The following is an 18,958-nucleotide window of genomic DNA, read 5'->3' on the forward strand; positions in this document are numbered from 1 at the left end:
GGCGCCGCTCTCCCCCGCAAGCGGGAGGTGCCCCCACCTCATCGCTGCGTCCCCCGCAAGCGGGCGGTACCCCCACTGCATCGTCACCGGCGCGGGTCACGGGCGCTCCCCTGCCGCGCCCCGAAGCCGGGTCAACACATCCTCGCGCAGAGAAGCCGGCTCCAGCACGATCGCGTCGGCCCCGTAGGCGGCGATTTCGCGGGCCAGCCGGTCGTTGAAGCCGATGTCCAGCTCGAGCACTTCGCCGTCGCGGCCCGCCAACTGCCGGGGTCCCAAAGTTCGTCCGGCGCGGCGCAGCGCGGTGGCTCGCCCGTTGGCAACCCATACCGTGGCAAGCGCTCCGGTGGGTCCTTCGGCGACCGCGTCGGCGACAATCTGTTGCAGGTCCACACCTTCCGGCACGGTGACTGCGCCAGCCTCACCGGTCGGCGTGATGTCGGCGCCGATACGCGATAGGCGGAAGGTGCGGGTGGCGTCACGGTCGCGATCGTGTCCGACGAGGTACCAGCGGCCCTTGTCGGTGACCACACCCCACGGTTCGACGGTGCGGGTGGTGTAGGGCGCCGAACGCGACGACCGGTGTGGGAAGCGCACCGCCTGCCGGGCGTTGATGGCCGACAACAGGACTCCGAGGACCTGTTCGGAATCCCGCAGTCCCGGGACGCCGGCCGGGGACGCGATGGATACCGGCGCCCCGGTGTCGACCGGGTCGACGTCCACGCCGGCCGCCCGCAATTTCAGCAGGGCGCCCTGGGTCGCGGTGATCAGCTCGGGCGACTGCCACAGCTGGGTGGCGACGGCCACCGCGGCCACCTCTTCGGCGGTGAGGTCGACGGGAGGCAGCGCATAAGCCTCTCGGTTGATGCGGTAGCCCTCGGTGGGGTTCAGGTTGGATACCTTGCCGACTTCCAGTGGGATGCCCAGGTCCCGCAGTTCGTTCTTGTCGCGTTCGAACATGCGGGAGAACGCTTCCGCAGAAGGGCTGTCGGCGTAACCGGCGACGTTGGACCTGATCTTTTCGGCGGTGATGTAGCCCCTGGTCGACAACAGAGCGATGACCAGGTTGACCAGCCGCTCGACTTTATTGATGGGCATCTGGTTCAGATTAAGCGCTACATGCTTGCGATCAGCCGCTTGACCCGCTCGTCGACGGCCCGGAACGGGTCCTTGCACAGCACGGTGCGCTGCGCCTGGTCGTTGAGCTTGAGATGCACCCAGTCGACGGTGAAGTCGCGCCCAGCGGCCTGCGCCGCGCTGATGAACTCACCGCGCAGCCGAGCGCGAGTGGTCTGCGGTGGGCGGTCGACGGCGTCGGCGATCTCCTCGTCGGTCGTCACCCGAGTCGCCAGACCCTTGCGCTGCAGCAGATCGAAGACCCCACGCCCACGCTTGATGTCGTGGTATGCCAGATCCAACTGAGCGATCTTGGCGTCGGAGAGCTCCATGTTGTAGCGATCCTGATAGCGCTGGAACAGCTTGCGCTTGATCACCCAGTCGATCTCGGTGTCCACTTTCGCGAAATCCTGGCTCTCCACGGCGTCGAGCTGGCGCCCCCACAAGTCGACGACCTGCTCGATCTGCGCATTGGGTTCCCGGGTCTGCAGATGCTCGACGGCGCGGCCGTAGTACTCACGCTGGATGTCGAGCGCACTTGCCTGCCGCCCGCCGGCCAGCCGGACCGGCCGGCGACCGGTGGTGTCGTGGCTGACCTCGCGGATGGCGCGGATCGGGTTGTCCAGCGAGAAGTCCCGGAACGCCACCCCGGCCTCGATCATCTCCAGCACCAGCGCCGCAGTACCCACCTTGAGCATTGTTGTGGTTTCGCACATGTTGGAGTCGCCGACGATAACGTGCAGCCGTCGGTACTTCTCGGCGTCGGCGTGCGGCTCGTCGCGCGTGTTGATGATTGGCCGGCTGCGAGTAGTGGCGCTAGAGACGCCCTCCCAGATGTGCTCGGCGCGCTGAGACAGGCAGAAGGTCGCGGCCTTCGGCGTCTGCAAGACCTTGCCGGCCCCGCAGATGAGCTGACGGGTGACCAGGAACGGCAACAGCACATCGGAGATCCGGGAGAACTCCCCGGCCCGCACGATCAGGTAGTTCTCGTGACAGCCGTAGGAATTGCCGGCCGAGTCGGTGTTGTTCTTGAACAGGTAGATGTCGCCGCCGATGCCCTCGTCGGCAAGCCGCTGCTCGGCATCGATAAGCAGATCCTCGAGCACCCATTCGCCGGCCCGGTCATGGGTGACCAACTGGACCAGGCTGTCACATTCCGCGGTGGCGTACTCGGGGTGGCTGCCCACGTCGAGATACAAGCGCGCGCCATTCCGCAGGAAAACGTTCGAGCTGCGACCCCACGACACCACCCGCCGGAAAAGGTAGCGGGCCACCTCGTCCGGAGACAGCCGGCGATGCCCGTGAAAGGTGCAGGTGACACCGAACTCGGTCTCGATGCCCATAATTCGTCGCTGCACGTAATCGAGGGTACTTGTTGTCGAATTGCGGCGGAGCGTAAGCCACGCCCGCGGGTGTTCGATCCGTCGCTCCCGGGAGGCGAGGCCGCCGGAACCCTGCCCGCCAGCTCAGGATTGGATAGGATTGGCATTGCCCCTCCGGGCCCTCGGGGTGCCAGACGAATCCTCCGGCATGGAATGTGACGAGACATTTCAGAGAATCTGACTCCAGGCAATGATGCGGACTCAGCTCGCGTGCAAGCGCTCGAGCGTTACCGCCTCCTCGAAATGCCAACCGACCGGGTGGTGAGCCGGATCGCTCGGCTGGCCGCCCGCTCCCTCGACATGCCGATCGCTACGGTGTCGATCGTCGGCGCTGACGATATCCGGTTCATGGCGGCGCACGGCCTGCCGTCCATGGAGCACGTCGCACGCGACGGCGGGTTATGCGCGTCTGCGGTGATGAGCGGCACGCCTCACGTCGTGCAGGACGCGCTGAGCGACCCGCGCACCGCCGACAACCGATTCGTCCGCACACACCGGATTCGGTTCTACGCCTCCGCCCCCATCGTGACGTCCGACGGGCACAGCCTCGGGACGGTCGCCGTCATGGACACCCGAACACGCACCGTCTCGGACGTACAACTGTCGGTCCTGCAGGACCTGGCGTCGATCGTGATGGGCCAACTCGATTTACGGCTGGCCTCCCTGAACGCCGTGGGTGTGGAGCGCGGCCTGCGAAACGCCGCCGAGGATGCCCGCGACGACGCCCGCTTCGACAGCTACCACGCCCAGCAGGCGCGTGACACTGCTCGCCGCGACCGAAATGAGGCGCAGCGTGAGCGTGACGATGCGCAGCAGGACCGCGACGTCGCCATTCGCGATCGCAACATCGCGGAGTACGACCGCGACATGACCGAGCAGTACGCGGCGGTTCTGCAGCAGACATTGCTTCCCTCGACCCTGCCGACCGTCGAGGGCGCGTCCCTGGCGGCCCACTACCACCCGGCTTCTCCGCGTCGTATCGGCGGAGATTTCTATGACGTGTTTGCTCTGGGCGACGATCGGTGGGCATTCTTCATCGGTGATGTCGAAGGCCATGGTGTCGACGCCGCCGTGGTGACATCGCTGATCCGCTATACGCTGCGATCTGCCGCGTTGCACTACGCTGACCCCAGACAGGGGCTCGCTGAACTGAACTCGGTCTTGCTCCGCGAACTGGATCCACGGCGCTTCTGCACCGTGCTGTTCGGGTGCCTGCAGCGGCGGGCTGATGAACAAGGCTTCGCCGTCACCATCGCCACCGGCGGTCACCAGCCGGCACTCCTGCTCGACCCCACGACCGGAACGGCAGCTATGGTCCGTTCCGACGGAGGCGCACTCGTCGGGTTGCGTGCCGATGCCGAGTTTCACAAATGTGACGTGATCCTGCGGCCAGGTCAGACTCTGTTGTTTTATACCGATGGCATCGTCGAAGCCCGCCGCGGTGCAAACCCTTTCAACGAGGACAGCCTGGCCGCGTTCGCCGCCGAGCGCGCCGGCCGGGATGCAGAAGGTCTGATCGATGAACTCGCCACCCTGATCCCCAAATTGGGGCCCGAGGATGACATCGCCTTACTGGCCATCAGCGCCCGTTAGGGTCGCTACTCGGGTGCTTCACCTTCGGGTTCCGCTTGTTCCGCCGGGCTTTCCGGCTTCTCTGCGTCCTCGGCGGCCTCGGTGGCCTCGGTGTCGCTGGACTCCTTTTCCTGCAGCAGCGATTCCAGTGTGGCGCGGTTGATCCTGCGGAAGGCGCGTCGGGGACGATTGGCGTCCAGAATCGCGACTTCCAGGCTCGCCACGCCGAGACTGGGCTGACCGTTGCTCGCGCTGTCGCTGCTGTTGGCGCGCAACGCGTTGACCGCGACCTTCAGCGCATCGGCCAAGTCGGCGTTCTCGGTGTATGACTCCTTGAGTGCGTTGATGATCGGTTCTGTGGTACCGCCCATTACCACGTAATGCGGCTCGTCGGCGATCGACCCGTCATAGGTGATCCGATACAGTTCGGGCGCTTTGGTTTCGCCGTAGTGCGCGACCTCGGCCACACACAACTCGACCTCGTAAGGCTTGGCCTGTTCGGTGAAGATGCTGCCCAGGGTCTGCGCGTAGACGTTGGCCAGCTGCCGGCCGGTGACGTCGCGGCGGTCATAGGCGTACCCGCGGGTGTCGGCGAATTGGATTCCGCCGCGCCGCAGGTTGTCGAACTCGTTGAACTTGCCGGCCGCCGCGAATCCCACCCGGTCGTAGATTTCGCTGATTTTCTGCAATGACCGCGACGGGTTCTCCGCCACGAAGAGGACACCACCGGAGTAGGCCAGAACGACGACGCTACGACCGCGGGCAATGCCTTTGCGCGCGAGCTCGCTGCGCTCGCGCATAGCCTGCTCGGGCGAGATGAAGTACGGGAAGCTCACTTCTCACCGCCGTCAGGGCCGAAAGTGTCGGCTCGCGAACGACTTTCGATGACTCCGCGGGCCAGTTCGGCGATGCGACGCTCCGGTACCTCTATCGCTCCGTCCGCGTCGATGGTGACCGCGGTGGGGTAGATACCGCGGACCAGGTCCGGTCCCCCGGTGGCCGAGTCGTCATCGGCCGCGTCGTACAGCGCCTCCACGGCGACTCGCAGCGCCGAATCCGCATCCGACACTTGGGAATACAGCTTCTTCATGGACGACTTGGCGAAAATCGATCCCGAGCCGACCGACTGGTAGCCCTCTTCCTCGATGTTCCAGCCGCCCGCGGCGTCAAAGGAGACAATGCGGCCCGCACGCTGCGGGTCGGACGCATAAATGTCATAACCCACCAGCAGCGGCAGGGCCACCAGACCCTGCATTGCTGCGGGTAGGTTGCTGCGCACCATGATTGCGAGTCGGTTGACCTTGCCGGCGAACGTCAGCTGGATGCCCTCGAGCTTCTCGTAATGCTCGAGTTCGACGGCGTAGAGGCGGGCGAACTCGACGGCGATTGCCGCGGTGCCGGCTATGCCGGTCGCGGTGTACTCGTCGGTGATGTAGACCTTGCGAACATCGCGGCCGGCGATCATGTTGCCCTGGGTGGAACGCCGGTCGCCGGCGATCAGGACGCCACCGGGATATTTCAGTGCGACGATGGTGGTGCCATGCGGCAGCTGGTCGCCCCCGGTTACGCCGCTGAGGCGGGCGGGAAGCAGATCCGGCGCCTGCCGGCGCAGGTAGTCAGCGAAGGACGACAGGTCCGCTGCTGGAAATCCGGGTTGAGATGAGTGGGTGGACAGGCGATCGGGCAACGACCAGGTCACTGTCCGCCCTTTTGGACGTAAGCGCGCACGAAGTCCTCGGCGTTCTCTTCGAGGACGTCGTCGATCTCGTCGAGCAGATCGTCGGTGTCCTCGGTGAGCTTCTCGCGACGCTCCTGGCCTGCAGCCGCCGCGCCGGTGACGTCATCGTCGTCGCCGCCGCCACCGCCACGTTTGGTCTGCTCCTGCGCCATCGCCGCCTCCTGCTTGTCATGAGCCGCGGGCGCCGTCACACGCCCGCAGGCTTTTCTCTACCCTACCGTTGCGCACCGACAATTCGTCGGTCTAACCACCACTAGCTCGTCAGCTGTTCCACCAGTTCGACCGCGCTGTGCACCGAATCGAGCAGGGCGCCGACGTGCGCCTTGCTTCCCCGCAGCGGCTCGAGTGTCGGAATCCGGACCAGCGAATCGCCACCCAGATCGAAAATCACCGAATCCCAGCTCGCCGCGGCGATGTCGGCCCCGAAGCGGCGCAGACATTCGCCCCGGAAATACGCGCGGGTGTCGGTCGGCGGGTTGTCGACCGCCGCCAGCACCTGCGGTTCGGTGACCAGTCGCTTCATCGAGCCGCGCGCCACCAGGCGGTTGTACAGGCCCTTGTCCAGCCGCACATCGGAGTACTGCAGGTCCACCAGGTGCAGGCGGGGAGCGGACCAGTTCAGGTTCTCCCGTTGCCGGAACCCCTCCAGCAGTCGCAGCTTGGCCGGCCAGTCCAACAGCTCGGCGCACTCCATGGGATCACGTTCGAGCAGGTCGAGGACCTCGGCCCAGGTCTCCACCACATGTGATGCTCGCGGATCCGGGTCGCGGCTGTCGACCAGCTTGGCCACCCGATCCAGATAGATCCGTTGCAGCGCAAGAGCAGTCAGTTCCCGGCCATCCGCCAAAGCGACGGTCTGGCGTAGCGACGGGTCCCGGCTGATCGCGTGCACCGCATGCACCGGACGGGCCAGTGCGAGGTCGCTCAGATCGACGCCCTCCTCGATCAGGTCGAGGACCAGCGCCGTGGTCCCCAGCTTGAGGTACGTCGACGTCTCGGCCAGGTTGGCGTCGCCGATGATGACGTGCAGGCGGCGGTACCTGTCGGCGTCGGCGTGCGGCTCGTCGCGGGTGTTGATGATGCCGCGCTTGAGGGTGGTCTCCAGCCCGACCTCGACCTCGATGTAGTCCGAGCGCTGCGACAGCTGGAAACCGGCCTCGTCCCCGGAAGCCCCGATGCCAACCCGGCCGGAACCGGTCACCACCTGTCGGGACACCAGGAACGGGGTGAGCCCGGCGATGATGGACGAGAACGGCGTCTGCCGCGACATCAGGTAGTTCTCGTGCGACCCGTAGGACGCGCCCTTGCCGTCCACGTTGTTCTTGTAGAGCTGAAGCTTTGCTGCCCCGGGCACACTGGCGACGTGCCGGGCCGCGGCCTCCATCACCCGCTCGCCGGCCTTGTCCCAGATCACCGCGTCCATCGGATCGGTGCATTCCGGCGCCGAGTACTCCGGGTGAGCGTGGTCGACGTAGAGCCGCGCGCCGTTGGTCAGGATCATGTTGGCCGCACCGACCTCGTCGGCGTCGACCACAGGGGGCGGGCCGGCCGAGCGGCTCAAGTCGAAGCCGCGCGCGTCGCGCAGTGGCGACTCGACCTCGTAGTCCCAGCGGGTTCGCTTGGCGCGCTGTATGCCGGCGGCGGCGGCGTAAGCCAGCACCGCCTGCGTCGAAGTAAGGATCGGGTTGGCCGTCGGGTCCGCCGGCGAGGATATGCCGTACTCGACCTCCGTCCCGATAATCCGTTGCATGAGTTAAAGACTACGGTCCCGCTACGCTCCCCGATCAGGAGCGGGTGGCTGGCGCCGCAATTCCGCGGCTCGCGATGCGCACGCACCGCGGCTGTCCGCCGTTAAGGTGAGCCGCCATGGGCCCTTTTCTGCGCTCGTGGGCGCGCCGGGCGTCGGTGACCGACGAGGCTGAAAGCTGGTTCTTGAAACGCGGTCTGCCCTCGGTGTTGACGATGCGAGGTCGATGGCGGCGGCTGTGGTCACGGTCAGCTCCCATGTTGGTGGCGTATGCAAACCTGCACTTCTGGTCGGTGCCCGTCCTGCTCCTCACCGGCGGCAAAGACGTCGTCATCGACGACAAACCATCGGCCAGGGACTGGCTGCTGCTCGGGCTCATCGCACTCGCGCCGGTAGCCATGGCGGTTGCCGGCTGGTTGGTTTCCCGCATTTCTGATCGCCGCTACCTGGCGGTGGCGTCCACCGCGGCGATCACCGTGGTGGCAATCGTCATCGTCGTGCAGACCGGCCCGTCCCACCTTTACAACGCTGCCGTCACCGCAGCGGTGTTCATGGTCCTGACCGGCTGCGGAGTCGGATCAGTCCTCGGGTGGGCGACTCGCATGACGCTCTCGCACCTGACCTCGATCGGCGGTCTCGCGGTGCGGGCCCTGCCGGTGGTCCTGCTGACGACCCTGGTGTTCTTCAACGGAAACGTCTGGCTGATGTCGGCAACCATCAGCGGCGAACGCCTCGCCCTGGCGATGTTCTTCCTGGTCAGCATCGCCGCGGCGTTCGTCGTCTCGGCGACCGCCGAGCGGGTCCGGCCGATGCTGCGGTCACCGGCAGCGGTGCCCAAGGACGCCGAGCGCCTGGCCGGCACGCCGTTCGAGACCATGCCCGACCCTTCGGGCAGTCCCCGGCTGACCCGAGCCGAGCGCGTCAATGTGATCTTCGTGCTGGCTGCCTCGCAGCTGGCGCAAATCGCGGTGGTGGCGGCGCTGACGGCCGGCATTTATCTGATCCTCGGCCTGATCGTGCTGACACCCGCCCTGCTCGAGGAGTGGGCGCGCACCACCGACGACGACGCGACCGTCATGGGCCTCACGGTCCCGGTGCCTGATTCCCTGCTTCGCCTGTGCCTGTTCCTGGGTGCATTGACGTTCATGTACATCAGCGCCCGCGCGGCCGGCGACGACGATTACCGGTCGAATTTCGTCGACCCGCTGATCGCTGACCTGCACGCCACCCTGACCGCGCGCAACCGCTACCGCAATCGAATGGCGAACGCGCCGGTGACCAGTGTTGACGGCGCTGACCTGGGTGATTAGGTTCACCCTGTGTCAGCCCCTCAACCGCCCTCAGCAGCCCACCAAGATTCGGGCGACCTTTCCGGAAAACGTTACGGCGAAGTGCTTCTCGTAACGCCCGGCGAGGCAGGCCCCCAAGCCACCGTCTACAACAGCTTCCCCCTCAACGACTGCCCCGCCGAACTGTGGTCGGCGCTGGACGCTCACGCGATCGCGACCGAAAACGGTGCCGCCACCGCAGTGCTGAACGGCCCGCGCTACTGGCTGATGAACAGCATCGAAAAAAATCAGCAGGGCCCGCAGATCATCAAGAACTTCGGCGGCATCGACATGATCTTGCAGGCCACTGTGCTGCTGGCATCGATGAACCCGACGCCCTACACCGTGAATCAGGTGAACCGCAACACGGTTTTCGTCTTCGACGCCGGCCAGCAGGTGTACGAACTTCAGGACCCGCACGGCCGGCAGTGGGTCATGCAGACCTGGAGTCAGGTCGTCGATCCGACGCTGTCGCGCGCCGACCTGCCCAAGCTCGGAGACCGGCTCAACCTGCCCGCGGGATGGTCATACCATGCGCGGGTGCTGCCCGAAACTCTGCGCGTAGATACCACCACCCAGGCTGCACAGGTGATCCAGGACGACCTGACCAACAGCTATTCGCTGGTCAGTTAGCGCCCACAACTGCTTACAGGTACTGCCCCAAGTTCGACTCGGTGTCGATGGCCCGCGATGCGCTCGACGACTTGCCGGTGACCAGGGTGCGGATGTACACGATCCGCTCACCCTTCTTGCCCGAGATCCGCGCCCAGTCATCGGGGTTGGTGGTATTAGGCAGGTCCTCGTTCTCGGCGAACTCATCGACGATCGAGTCCAGCAGGTGCTGGATGCGCAGACCCGGCTGACCGGTCTCCAGCACCGACTTGATCGCGTTCTTCTTCGCGCGGTCCACCACGTTCTGGATCATCGCCCCGGAGTTGAAGTCCTTGAAGTACATGACTTCCTTGTCGCCGTTGGCGTAGGTGACCTCGAGGAACCGGTTGTCGTCGATCTCGGCGTACATCCGCTCGACGACCTTCTCGATCATCGCCCTGATGCAGGCACTACGGTCGCCGTTGAACTCGGCGAGGTCGTCGGCGTGCACCGGAAGCGTTTCGACCAGGTACTTCGAGAAGATGTCCTGCGCGGCTTCGGCGTCCGGTCGCTCGATCTTGATCTTCACGTCAAGACGGCCGGGGCGCAGGATGGCGGGGTCGATCATGTCCTCACGGTTGGAAGCGCCGATCACGATGACGTTCTCGAGCCCCTCCACGCCGTCGATCTCGGACAGCAGCTGCGGGACCACGGTGGTCTCCACGTCGGAGGAGACACCGGTGCCGCGCGTGCGGAATATCGAATCCATCTCGTCGAAGAACACGATGACCGGGGTGCCTTCGGAGGCCTTCTCGCGGGCCCGCTGGAAGATCAGCCGGATGTGGCGCTCGGTTTCACCGACGAACTTGTTCAGCAGTTCAGGGCCCTTGATGTTGAGGAAGTACGACTTGGCCTCGCGGGCGTCGTCGCCGCGCAGGTCGGCCATCTTCTTGGCCAGCGAGTTGGCGACCGCCTTGGCGATGAGCGTCTTACCGCAACCGGGCGGGCCGTAGAGCAGCACGCCTTTGGGCGGACGCAGCGCGTATTCGCGGTAGAGCTCCTTGTGCAGGAACGGCAGCTCAACGGCGTCGCGGATCTGTTCGATCTGGCGCGTCAGGCCGCCGATGTCCTCGTAGCTGACGTCGGGCACCTCTTCCAGCACCAGGTCTTCGACCTCGGCCTTCGGAATGCGCTCGAAGGCGTATCCGGCCTTGGTGTCGACCAGCAGCGAGTCGCCCGGGCGGAGCCGGCGCGGCCGGGTGTCGTCGTTGAGGGCGTCGGGGTGGCCTACGGGCAGATCCTCGGCGACCAGCGGCTCGGCCAGCCACACGATGCGCTCCTCGTCGGCGTGGCCGACCACGAGGGCACGGTGGCCGTCTCCGAGCACCTCGCGCAACGTCGAGATTTCACCGACCGATTCGTAGGTCCCGGCCTCGACGACCGTCAGCGCCTCGTTGAGCCGGACCGTCTGGCCCTTCTTCAACACCGACATGTCGATGTTCGGCGAGCACGTCAGCCGCATCTTGCGACCGGAGGTGAACACATCGACGGTTTCGTCGTCGTGGGTGCCCAACAGGACGCCATAGCCGCTCGGCGGTTGCCCCAGCCGATCGACTTCCTCCCGCAACGCCAACAGCTGTTGGCGGGCCTCTTTAAGAGTTTCCATTAATTTGGAATTGCGGGCCGCAAGGGAGTCGATTCGGGCCTCGAGCTGATGTACATCGCGCGCGGAGCGCGCCGGGCCTTGGTGGGCAACCGCGTTGTCGAGTTGCTCACGCAGAGCCGCGGCCTCGCGCCGCAGCTGTTCGAGTTCGGCAGCATCGTCGCTGGACAGGGGGATATCGCGGGGGTTCTTGAATGCTTCAGAACGCTCTGAGTCACCCATGTTGCGCTCCTTTCCCGCACCAGGATTAGGTGTGGCGGATACCCTCAACGCTACCGGCCAACCGCGTTTGATGTGCGCAGTCAAATACCGTTTGAAAGTTACAAGTTGGGTCACGCTGGTAATCTCGGCTTCTACTCCGGCCGAGCGAAAGGACTTCCGTGACCGTGAAATCCCTAGCCACAGGCGTTCTGACCGTCTTGGTCACCCCCATCGCGGACCCCGGTGTGACGTGCAACGCAATCTGGTTCATGGCACCCAATTGAGTCGGCGCCTGGTGTCGGGCAACGTCTGCGTAACACGGAGCGCCGCCATCGTGACGGCGGCGGCGATGTCGGCGATGTTGGTTGCGGGGTGCTCGCACAAAACTGCGCGGCAACTGGACTCGACTCAAACGCCGGGGCCGCCGACCACCTCGGTCGTCGCAGCGACTCCGCCGAGTATTCCCCTGCCCGCGCCTGCGGCGCTCACCGACGTGCTGTCCCACCTGGCCGACCCCACCATTCCGGGCAGCAACAAACTGAGCCTCGTTCAAGGCTCGACGCCCGAGACGGCCGCCGCCCTGGACCGGTTCACCAATGCCGCGCGCGACGGCGGCTACCTGCCGATGACGTTCGCGACAAACAACATCGCCTGGTCGGCAACCGATCCCTCCGACGTGATGGCCACCGTCGTCATCACCACCGCCAATCCGGACCGGCGCGAGTTCACCTTCCCGATGGAATTCACGCCATATCTGGGCGGTTGGCAACTGTCCCGCAAGACCGCCGAGATGCTGCTGGCGTTGCAGAACTCGCGAAGTTCGGCAGCCGCGTCGCCCCCGACGGCCCCACCCCCGGCACCGAGCCCCGAGGCCGGGCCCACCGTGACGCCGTCGCCGACACCCTGAGCGATGTGGATCGGTTGGCTTGAATTCGACGTGCTGCTGGGCGACGTGCGGTCCCTGAAACAGAAGCGATCGGTGATCCGGCCCGTGGTCGCCGAGTTGCAGCGCAAGTTCAGTGTGTCCGCCGCCGAGACCGATTCACACGATCTGCATCGCCGGGCCGGCATCGGCGTGGCCATGGTCTCCAGAGACCGCGCGCACGCGGTGGATGTGCTCGATGCAGCCGAACGACTGGTCGCCGCGCATCCGGAGTTCGAACTGTTGTCGGTGCGGCGCGGGCTCAACCGCAGCGACGATTGACCCGTCGCTCACTAGCAGACATGAAAGCGCCTGCAGTCAGGGTAGTAATGGGCGATTTCACGGCTGCTCGCGAGTTACGCGAGTCAGCCGTCCCTGCCCACCCGTTTGCGGCCCAGCGGCGCCGGGGCTACCGCGCCGGGTGCGAGCCGGCGGGTAGCCACCAAGAACGCGGTATGCCCGCGCATCGAATGCTGTGGCCGTACCGCCAGCCCGACGACGTTCCAGCCGCGCTGCATCGTCTCCCAGGACCGCGGTTCGGTCCAGCACTGCTGCGCGCGCACCGCCTCGACCACCGTCGACAGCTGGGTGACCGTCGCCACGTAGATGACCAGCACGCCGCCGGCGACCACAAGCCGCGACACCGCGTCCAGCACCTCCCAGGGCGCCAGCATGTCCAGCACGGCGCGATCGAACGAGCCGTCGGGCAGTTGCGAGTCGGCGAGGTCGGTGATGATCAGTTGCCAGTTCTGTGGTGCCTGGCCGAAGAAATTCGCGACGTTGCGGCGGGCGTGCTCGGCGTGGTCGGCGCGCTGTTCGTAAGAGACCACTTGACCCTGCGGTCCCACCGCGCGCAGCAACGACAGAGTCAGCGCGCCCGATCCGGCACCGGCTTCCAACACCCGGGCACCGGGAAAGATGTCGCCCTCGTGGATGATCTGCGCGGCGTCTTTGGGATAGATCACCTGGGGCCCGCGGGGCATCGACATGACGTAGTCGACCAACAGCGGGCGCAACGCCAGGAACAGTGCGCCGTTGCTGGATTTGATCACGCTGCCCTGTTCCAGCCCGATCACGGCGTCGTGCGCGATGCGGCCGCGGTGGGTGTGGAACTCGGCGCCGGGAGTCAGTGTGATCGTGTAATGACGGCCCTTGGCGTCGGTGAGCTGCACACGCTCGCCGGCGGTGAACGGACCGGTTGCTGACACGGCGTACAGCGTGCCAGTCGACTCGCCGCAGCCGGTGCTCGGGGTTTGTCACCGCCCGGTTCTAGGCTGCGACTATGACGGACCCGCTGCAGCCGCGCGCTCGGCCGGCACTGTCGCCGTCGCGCGCCGCCGACTTCAAGCAATGCCCGCTGTTGTACCGGTTCCGGGCCATCGATCGGTTGCCGGAGGCGCCGTCGACGGCGCAGCTTCGCGGCTCGGTGGTGCACGCCGCCCTCGAGCAGCTTTACGCCCTGCCGGCGGCGCAACGCGGCCCGGACACCGCTCTCACGTTGCTCGATGCCGCGTGGGACCGAGTGGTCGCAGCGGACACCGAACTTGCCGATGGGCTCGACCCAGACCTGCGCGCCCAACTGCTCGGCGAAGCCCGTGCTCTGCTGTCGGGCTACTACCGGTTGGAGGACCCGACGCGGTTCGACCCGCAATGCTGCGAGCAGCGGGTGGAAGTGGAACTGTCCGACGGCACGTTGCTGCGCGGGTACATCGATCGCATCGATGTCGCACTCACCGGCGAACTACGCGTCGTGGACTACAAGACCGGCAAAGCGCCGCCGGTTGCGCGGGCGCTGGCCGAGTTCAAGGCGATGTTCCAGATGAAGTTCTACGCGGTCGCACTGCTGCGGTCGCGCGGTGTGCTGCCCGCCCGGCTGCGTCTGATCTACCTGGCCGACGCTCAGGTGCTCGACTACGCGCCCGACCACGACGAACTGCTGCGGTTCGAAAAGACGCTGATGGCCATCTGGCGCGCAATCCAGGCCGCGGGTCAGACCGGGGATTTCCGGCCCAGTCCGTCGCGCATGTGTGACTGGTGTGCGCACCAGGCGCACTGCCCCGCTTTCGGCGGGACGCCGCCGCCCTACCCGGGCTGGCCGCAGTACGCGCTCAACCGGCCGACCGAGCCGGCGGCCTGACGGCTCTCCGGAGGAGCCGCCGCGCTCGGCCTGTCGTTTCTGCTTCCCGGCGTGCGCCAGGTCCTGCACCCGCTTCGCCTGAGCGCGCTTTGCCGCGGCCTCGCGACGCTGGAGACTCACTTGGTTTAACTTCGAATCGGCAGCCCGGGATGCGACCTTCTCGACGGCTCTGGTTCTCCCGGCCACCCGGTCTCGTGCCGATTCCGACGCCGTATGGACGTCGGCCTCGATCCGCTGTTCGGCTGCACCACGGAGTCCACCAAGCCTTTTCGTGCTTGATTGGCCAAATTTGGTTCACTCGTGCGAGGTCTCCTCGCGACATTGCGCCGTAAGCGATTCTCGGTGTTTCACCGAGTGCTTCCACATGCGCGGCAATCGAAAACCTGGAGGGCCGGGGTAATGAGATTGCCCGGCAACGTACTTCGTTTTCTCCCCCGCACGGTCCAACAAACCACGGGGCGGCCCGCACGCGTTCCGACCAGTGGGCCGGGCTCAGTGGACCGGCGACATCTCCTGCAGCACCGTGGGAATCAGCTCGCTGACCGTCGGATGAATGTGCATCGTGCGCGACAACGTCGTGTAAGGCGCTTTGGCTGACATGACGTCAAGGACGCAGTGCACGGCCTCGTCACCACCCACCCCGAAGACGGCGACACCGAGGATCTCGTCGGTCTCGGCGTCGACGATGACCTTCATAAACCCTTGCGTCTCACCCTTTTCCACGGCGCGCCCGACCCTGGTCATCGGTCGCTTGCCCACCAGCAACTTGCGCCCCGAGGCACGGGCCTGCTCGACCGTCATGCCGGCCCGCCCCAGCGGTGGGTCGATGTACAGCGCGTAGGTGGTGATCCTGTCGCTGACCCGGCGCGGGTCGTCATCGAGAAGGTTGGCGGCAACTATTTCGAAATCGTTGTAGGACGTGTGGGTGAAGGCACCCTTGCCGTTGCAGTCACCCAGCGCCCAGATGTGGTCGACGTTGGTCCTGAGCTGATCGTCAACCTCGATGTAACCGCGGGCGCCGGTTTTCACACCGGCGGCGGCCAGGCCCAGGTCGTCGGTGTTGGGTTGGCGTCCCACCGCCAGCAACAAGTGACTGCCCTCGACGGGATCCGCGCCGGAACGCGGCGTGAGCTCAAATCCACTGTTGCGCTTGGCAAGCCGCACATCGTCGGCCCCGGTAATGACGTCGATGCCCTCGCCTTCCAAGATTTCCCGGATGGTGGCGGAGACGTCTTCGTCTTCACGTGAGGCGAGCCGCGGGCCGCGCTCGACCACGGTCACCCGGGCGCCGAACCGGCGGTACATCTGCGCGAACTCCAGCGCGATGTAGCTGCCACCCACGATAACGAGATGGTCGGGCACCTCATCGAGGTCCATGATGGTGACGTTGGTCAGATAGTCGACGTCGGCGAGACCCGGGATGTTCGGGATCACGGCGCGGCCCCCGACATTGAGGAAGATCCGGTCGCCCCGGAGAAGTTCGTCACCGACCCTGATGGTGTGCGGGTCCTCGAAGCGAGCGTGCCCGCGAAACGCCGTGGTGCCCGCCATGCCGTCCAACCACGCCTGGACACCATTGCGATCCTTGAGCATGATGCCGTCTTTGCGGGCTTTGACCTTTGCCATGTCCACGGTGATCGGACCGGTTCGGACCCCGTATTCCGCGCCGCGGCGGGCCAGGTGTGCGGCGTGCGCGCTGGCCACCAAGGTCTTGGTCGGGATGCATCCGTAGTTGACGCACGTCCCTCCGACATGCCGGCGTTCGATAACCGCGACCCGCTGTCCCGCGGCGCTGAGCCGGCCGGCCAGCGGTGGTCCGGCCTGGCCGGCCCCGACAACGATCGCGTCGAATTGCTGCGGCCGCGTCACAGGGCGGCTGCCGCGGCGACGATGGCGAACGAACCGAGCACCGCGACGGCATCCTCGAGCAACGCGATCGGCAGGTCATGGCCGCCGTTCTTGGCCACCAACGCCCGGCGCGCCTGGAAGCCGCCGAGGGTGCCCAACACCGCGCCGACGACCCCTGCACCCAGCGCACCGAACTTGAATCCCCAAGCGGTGCCGATGACCGCGCCGGCGAATCCGCCGGTGATGAGGCGGACGGCGAATACCGGTGGCACGGTGCGCGGTGGTGTCTTGGGCAATTTATCGTTGACCAGTTCGGCAACGGCAAGAACGCTCAGTATCACTACCGTCACCAGGTTGCCGACCCAAGACGCCCACGTTCCGTGGAGATTCAGCCAACTGAGGAAGACGGCCCAGGCTACCGCGGCCGGAGCCGTCAGCGACCGCAACCCGGCGACCACGCCGATCAACAATGCGAGAACAAGAACGAGAACCTGCGTCACAGCGATCCCTCCTGGGACAGACATCCAGCCTGGCGACGATATCGGGAAAGCCCGCGCAAATCACAGGTCCCAGCGGGACGCTAACACAGCTACTCCCCGGCACAGGGTCAGAATCTGCAGAACCTGATATCCGATGCCAGGATGGCTCTGGCTCCGATGGCAGCGAGTTCGTCCATGATGCCGTTGACGCCCCGGCGTGGCACCAACGCACGGACGGCGACCCAGTCGGGATCGGCGAGCGGTGCAATGGTCGGCGATTCGAGTCCGGGTGTGATCGATGTCGCCCGGTCCAACACCGCACGCGGGCAGTCGTAGTCGAGCATCAGGTATTGCTGACCGAAAACGACACCCTGCACCCGGGCTACCAGTTGATCACGCCCCGCGCTGGATTGGCCCTCGGCGCATTCGATCAGCACAGCCTCCGAATCACACAGCGGCTCACCAAAAGCCACCAGATTGTGCAGGCTCAGGGTGCGGCCCGAACCCACCACATCGGCGATGGCGTCGGCGACCCCGAGTTGCACCGAAATCTCGACCGCACCGTCAAGCCTGATGACTGTCGCTTCAATGCCTTTGGCGGCCAGATCTTTTCGCACGAGATTCGGGTATGCGGTCGCGATCCGCTTTCCGGCCAGGTCGGCCAGCGTCCAGTCCCGGCCCGCCGGGGCAGCGTAGCGAAACTTGGAGGACCCGAAACCCAACGCCAGCCGTTCCCGAACGGGTGCATCGGAATCCAGCGCCAGATCCCGCCCGGTGATCCCGAAATCGAGTTCTCCCGAGCCGACATAGATGGCGATGTCCTTGGGCCGGAGGAAGAAGAACTCCACGTTGTTGACCGGGTCGATGACGGTGAGGTCTTTGGGATCGGTACGACGGCGATAGCCGGCTTCGGACAGGATCTCGGTGGCCGGTTCGCTCAGTGCCCCCTTATTCGGCACCGCGATGCGCAACATGCTCACAGCTTCCGATAAACGTCGTCGAGGGACAGACCGCGCGAGATCATCAGCACCTGCGTCCAATACAGCAATTGGCTGATCTCCTCGGCCAGCGCCTCGTCGGGTTCGTGTTCGGCTGCCAACCAGACCTCGCCGGCCTCTTCCAGGATCTTTTTGCCCAGAGCGTGGACCCCGGCATCCAGCGCGGCCACGGTGGCGCTGCCCGCCGGGCGGGTGCGGGCACGTTCACCGAGTTGGGCGAACAGCTCCTCGAAGGTCTTCACGACGAGCGATTGTTTCATGTGCCGCCGCACGCCGTGACGGCTACGCACGCGTGCGACTGTGGGACGCGTAAATTATGGACGACGTCAGGGCACGACTTGTGGCGTCAGCGCACGCTGGGACGGAAACTGACAACGATGTTCATCGATCGTGACTCCGCCATCGGCCTGCGGTGGCCGCAGCAGGAATTCCAGTGGTCGCCCGCGGACGTGAGCGGTTACCATCGCGCCGTTTGCCGGTTTGGTGGTGAAGCTGTCTTGCCCACCTTCGCGATGACTGCACCAGGCGTTTTCGGAGTGGCCTCACCAGATTTTCTGCGGCCACAGCGACCGGAGATCTGTTTCCCGGGAATTCGAATGAACCGCGGCGATCTGCTGCACGAAGAACAAGAAGTGGTGGTGCACCGACCGCTTCCCACGCACGCGCAGTCACAGTCCTGCGGCCAAGTTGTCGACGTCGAGGATCATCCGGGCGCGGCGGTCCTGGTCCAGCGCGCCGTGATCGTCGACACGCACGGCGAGCCATTGGTCACTGCGACGTCGCGTATCCACGCCTGGGTCGACGGCGCTTCCAGAGCTGCCCACGTAACTGCGACACACGCGGCGCCGGATTGCGAACCGACTGCGGTGACCGATACCCGGACACTGGCCAGCCAGGCGATCGACTACCACAAATACATTCACGGCAGCAAAATGACCGACAACGTGCATACCGATCCGGCGTTCGCCGAAGCCGCGGGTTTCCCCCGAACGATTCTCCAAGGTGTCTGCACCTACGGCATTGTCTGCGCAACGGTAGTCAAGACGCTGCTGGCTGACGATCCCACTCGGGTGCGCCGTTATTCGGCGCGGTTCCTGCACGTGGTTTTCCCGGGCGACCTCCTGCGCACCCGCATGTGGGCGGACGGGCGGCAGTGCATATTCGTCACGTCGGCGCCCGAGCGAAGCGACATTCCGGTTCTTTCGGGAATACTGCAGATGCAGAATGCCCGCACGTGAT

At 65.7% G+C, this 18,958-nt stretch carries 19 protein-coding genes and 1 pseudogene; 7 read left to right on the top strand and 13 right to left on the bottom strand.

Going from position 1 to position 18,958, the window contains the following annotated elements:
• The 3 genes and pseudogenes from ACX9NE_RS16175 to pafA all read right to left on the bottom strand — a co-directional run.
• Window positions 1-100, bottom strand: a pseudogene (locus ACX9NE_RS16175) (hypothetical protein); the annotation flags it as partial.
• Complete coding sequence (locus ACX9NE_RS16180) at window positions 97-1,095, bottom strand: helix-turn-helix transcriptional regulator (protein WP_459362461.1); 999 nt, start codon at window positions 1,093-1,095, stop codon at window positions 97-99. The gene ACX9NE_RS16180 and the pseudogene ACX9NE_RS16175, both read right to left, overlap by 4 nt.
• 17 nt (window positions 1,096-1,112) lie before the next feature.
• Window positions 1,113-2,471, bottom strand: coding sequence for a Pup--protein ligase (gene pafA / locus ACX9NE_RS16185; protein WP_459362460.1), 1,359 nt, complete (start codon window positions 2,469-2,471; stop codon window positions 1,113-1,115).
• Between the two features lie 267 nt (window positions 2,472-2,738).
• Between pafA and ACX9NE_RS16190 the strand changes: the two genes are divergently transcribed.
• Window positions 2,739-4,088: a PP2C family protein-serine/threonine phosphatase gene (locus tag ACX9NE_RS16190; protein ID WP_459362459.1), complete on the top strand. Its 1,350-nt coding sequence runs from the start codon at window positions 2,739-2,741 to the stop codon at window positions 4,086-4,088.
• A gap of 5 nt (window positions 4,089-4,093) precedes the next feature.
• Here the strand turns inward: ACX9NE_RS16190 and prcA are convergent, their stop codons facing one another.
• From prcA to dop, 4 genes are all read right to left on the bottom strand, one after another.
• Complete coding sequence (gene prcA / locus ACX9NE_RS16195) at window positions 4,094-4,903, bottom strand: proteasome subunit alpha (RefSeq protein WP_459362458.1); 810 nt, start codon at window positions 4,901-4,903, stop codon at window positions 4,094-4,096.
• Window positions 4,900-5,766, bottom strand: a complete 867-nt coding sequence (gene prcB / locus ACX9NE_RS16200) for a proteasome subunit beta (protein ID WP_459362457.1) — start codon at window positions 5,764-5,766, stop codon at window positions 4,900-4,902. Before prcB ends, prcA begins: the two co-directional genes overlap by 4 nt.
• The gene (locus tag ACX9NE_RS16205; protein WP_065049939.1) at window positions 5,763-5,957 is read right to left on the bottom strand and encodes a ubiquitin-like protein Pup; all 195 of its coding nucleotides are present in this window, start codon (window positions 5,955-5,957) and stop codon (window positions 5,763-5,765) included. Before ACX9NE_RS16205 ends, prcB begins: the two co-directional genes overlap by 4 nt.
• A gap of 101 nt (window positions 5,958-6,058) precedes the next feature.
• Window positions 6,059-7,555, bottom strand: coding sequence for a pup deamidase/depupylase (dop, locus tag ACX9NE_RS16210; protein ID WP_459362456.1), 1,497 nt, complete (start codon window positions 7,553-7,555; stop codon window positions 6,059-6,061).
• 116 nt (window positions 7,556-7,671) lie between these two features.
• Here dop and ACX9NE_RS16215 point away from each other — a divergent pair, with 116 nt between their 5' ends.
• Entirely contained in the window at window positions 7,672-8,862 is a 1,191-nt protein-coding gene (locus tag ACX9NE_RS16215) for a hypothetical protein (protein ID WP_459362455.1), read from the top strand.
• Window positions 8,863-8,871: 9 nt separating this feature from the next.
• Window positions 8,872-9,513 carry a hypothetical protein gene (locus tag ACX9NE_RS16220; protein ID WP_459362454.1) on the top strand — a complete coding sequence of 214 codons (642 nt, stop codon included), beginning with the start codon at window positions 8,872-8,874 and terminating at the stop codon, window positions 9,511-9,513.
• A 13-nt stretch (window positions 9,514-9,526) separates the two neighbouring features.
• Here the strand turns inward: ACX9NE_RS16220 and arc are convergent, their stop codons facing one another.
• The gene (gene arc / locus ACX9NE_RS16225; protein WP_459362453.1) at window positions 9,527-11,356 is read right to left on the bottom strand and encodes a proteasome ATPase; all 1,830 of its coding nucleotides are present in this window, start codon (window positions 11,354-11,356) and stop codon (window positions 9,527-9,529) included.
• Between the two features lie 274 nt (window positions 11,357-11,630).
• On the opposite strand from arc, the gene ACX9NE_RS16230 reads away from it, so the two are divergent.
• Both ACX9NE_RS16230 and ACX9NE_RS16235 read left to right on the top strand, forming a co-directional pair.
• Window positions 11,631-12,242: a hypothetical protein gene (locus ACX9NE_RS16230; RefSeq protein ID WP_459362500.1), complete on the top strand. Its 612-nt coding sequence runs from the start codon at window positions 11,631-11,633 to the stop codon at window positions 12,240-12,242.
• Window positions 12,243-12,245: 3 nt separating this feature from the next.
• Window positions 12,246-12,539, top strand: a complete 294-nt coding sequence (locus tag ACX9NE_RS16235) for a DUF503 domain-containing protein (RefSeq protein ID WP_306240087.1) — start codon at window positions 12,246-12,248, stop codon at window positions 12,537-12,539.
• Window positions 12,540-12,622: 83 nt separating this feature from the next.
• On the opposite strand, the gene trmI is transcribed toward ACX9NE_RS16235, so the two are convergent.
• Window positions 12,623-13,465, bottom strand: a complete 843-nt coding sequence (trmI, locus tag ACX9NE_RS16240; RefSeq protein ID WP_459362452.1) for a tRNA (adenine(58)-N(1))-methyltransferase TrmI — start codon at window positions 13,463-13,465, stop codon at window positions 12,623-12,625.
• 74 nt (window positions 13,466-13,539) lie between these two features.
• Here trmI and ACX9NE_RS16245 point away from each other — a divergent pair, with 74 nt between their 5' ends.
• Complete coding sequence (locus ACX9NE_RS16245; protein ID WP_459362451.1) at window positions 13,540-14,394, top strand: RecB family exonuclease; 855 nt, start codon at window positions 13,540-13,542, stop codon at window positions 14,392-14,394.
• 492 nt (window positions 14,395-14,886) lie between these two features.
• On the opposite strand, the gene ACX9NE_RS16250 is transcribed toward ACX9NE_RS16245, so the two are convergent.
• From ACX9NE_RS16250 to ACX9NE_RS16265, 4 genes are all read right to left on the bottom strand, one after another.
• On the bottom strand, window positions 14,887-16,263 hold the full coding sequence (locus ACX9NE_RS16250) for an FAD-containing oxidoreductase (protein WP_459362450.1): 1,377 nt from the start codon (window positions 16,261-16,263) through the stop codon (window positions 14,887-14,889).
• Window positions 16,260-16,742 carry a DUF4126 domain-containing protein gene (locus ACX9NE_RS16255; RefSeq protein WP_459362449.1) on the bottom strand — a complete coding sequence of 161 codons (483 nt, stop codon included), beginning with the start codon at window positions 16,740-16,742 and terminating at the stop codon, window positions 16,260-16,262. Before ACX9NE_RS16255 ends, ACX9NE_RS16250 begins: the two co-directional genes overlap by 4 nt.
• 107 nt (window positions 16,743-16,849) lie before the next feature.
• Window positions 16,850-17,695, bottom strand: coding sequence for an ATP phosphoribosyltransferase (gene hisG, locus ACX9NE_RS16260; protein WP_459362448.1), 846 nt, complete (start codon window positions 17,693-17,695; stop codon window positions 16,850-16,852).
• A 2-nt stretch (window positions 17,696-17,697) separates the two neighbouring features.
• Entirely contained in the window at window positions 17,698-17,979 is a 282-nt protein-coding gene (locus ACX9NE_RS16265; RefSeq protein ID WP_459362447.1) for a phosphoribosyl-ATP diphosphatase, read from the bottom strand.
• Between the two features lie 252 nt (window positions 17,980-18,231).
• Between ACX9NE_RS16265 and ACX9NE_RS16270 the strand changes: the two genes are divergently transcribed.
• Complete coding sequence (locus ACX9NE_RS16270; protein ID WP_459377736.1) at window positions 18,232-18,957, top strand: MaoC/PaaZ C-terminal domain-containing protein; 726 nt, start codon at window positions 18,232-18,234, stop codon at window positions 18,955-18,957.
• The last annotated feature ends 1 nt before the right edge of the window (window position 18,958 follow it).

The sequence above is a fragment of the Mycobacterium sp. ML4 genome, assembly GCF_054515735.1.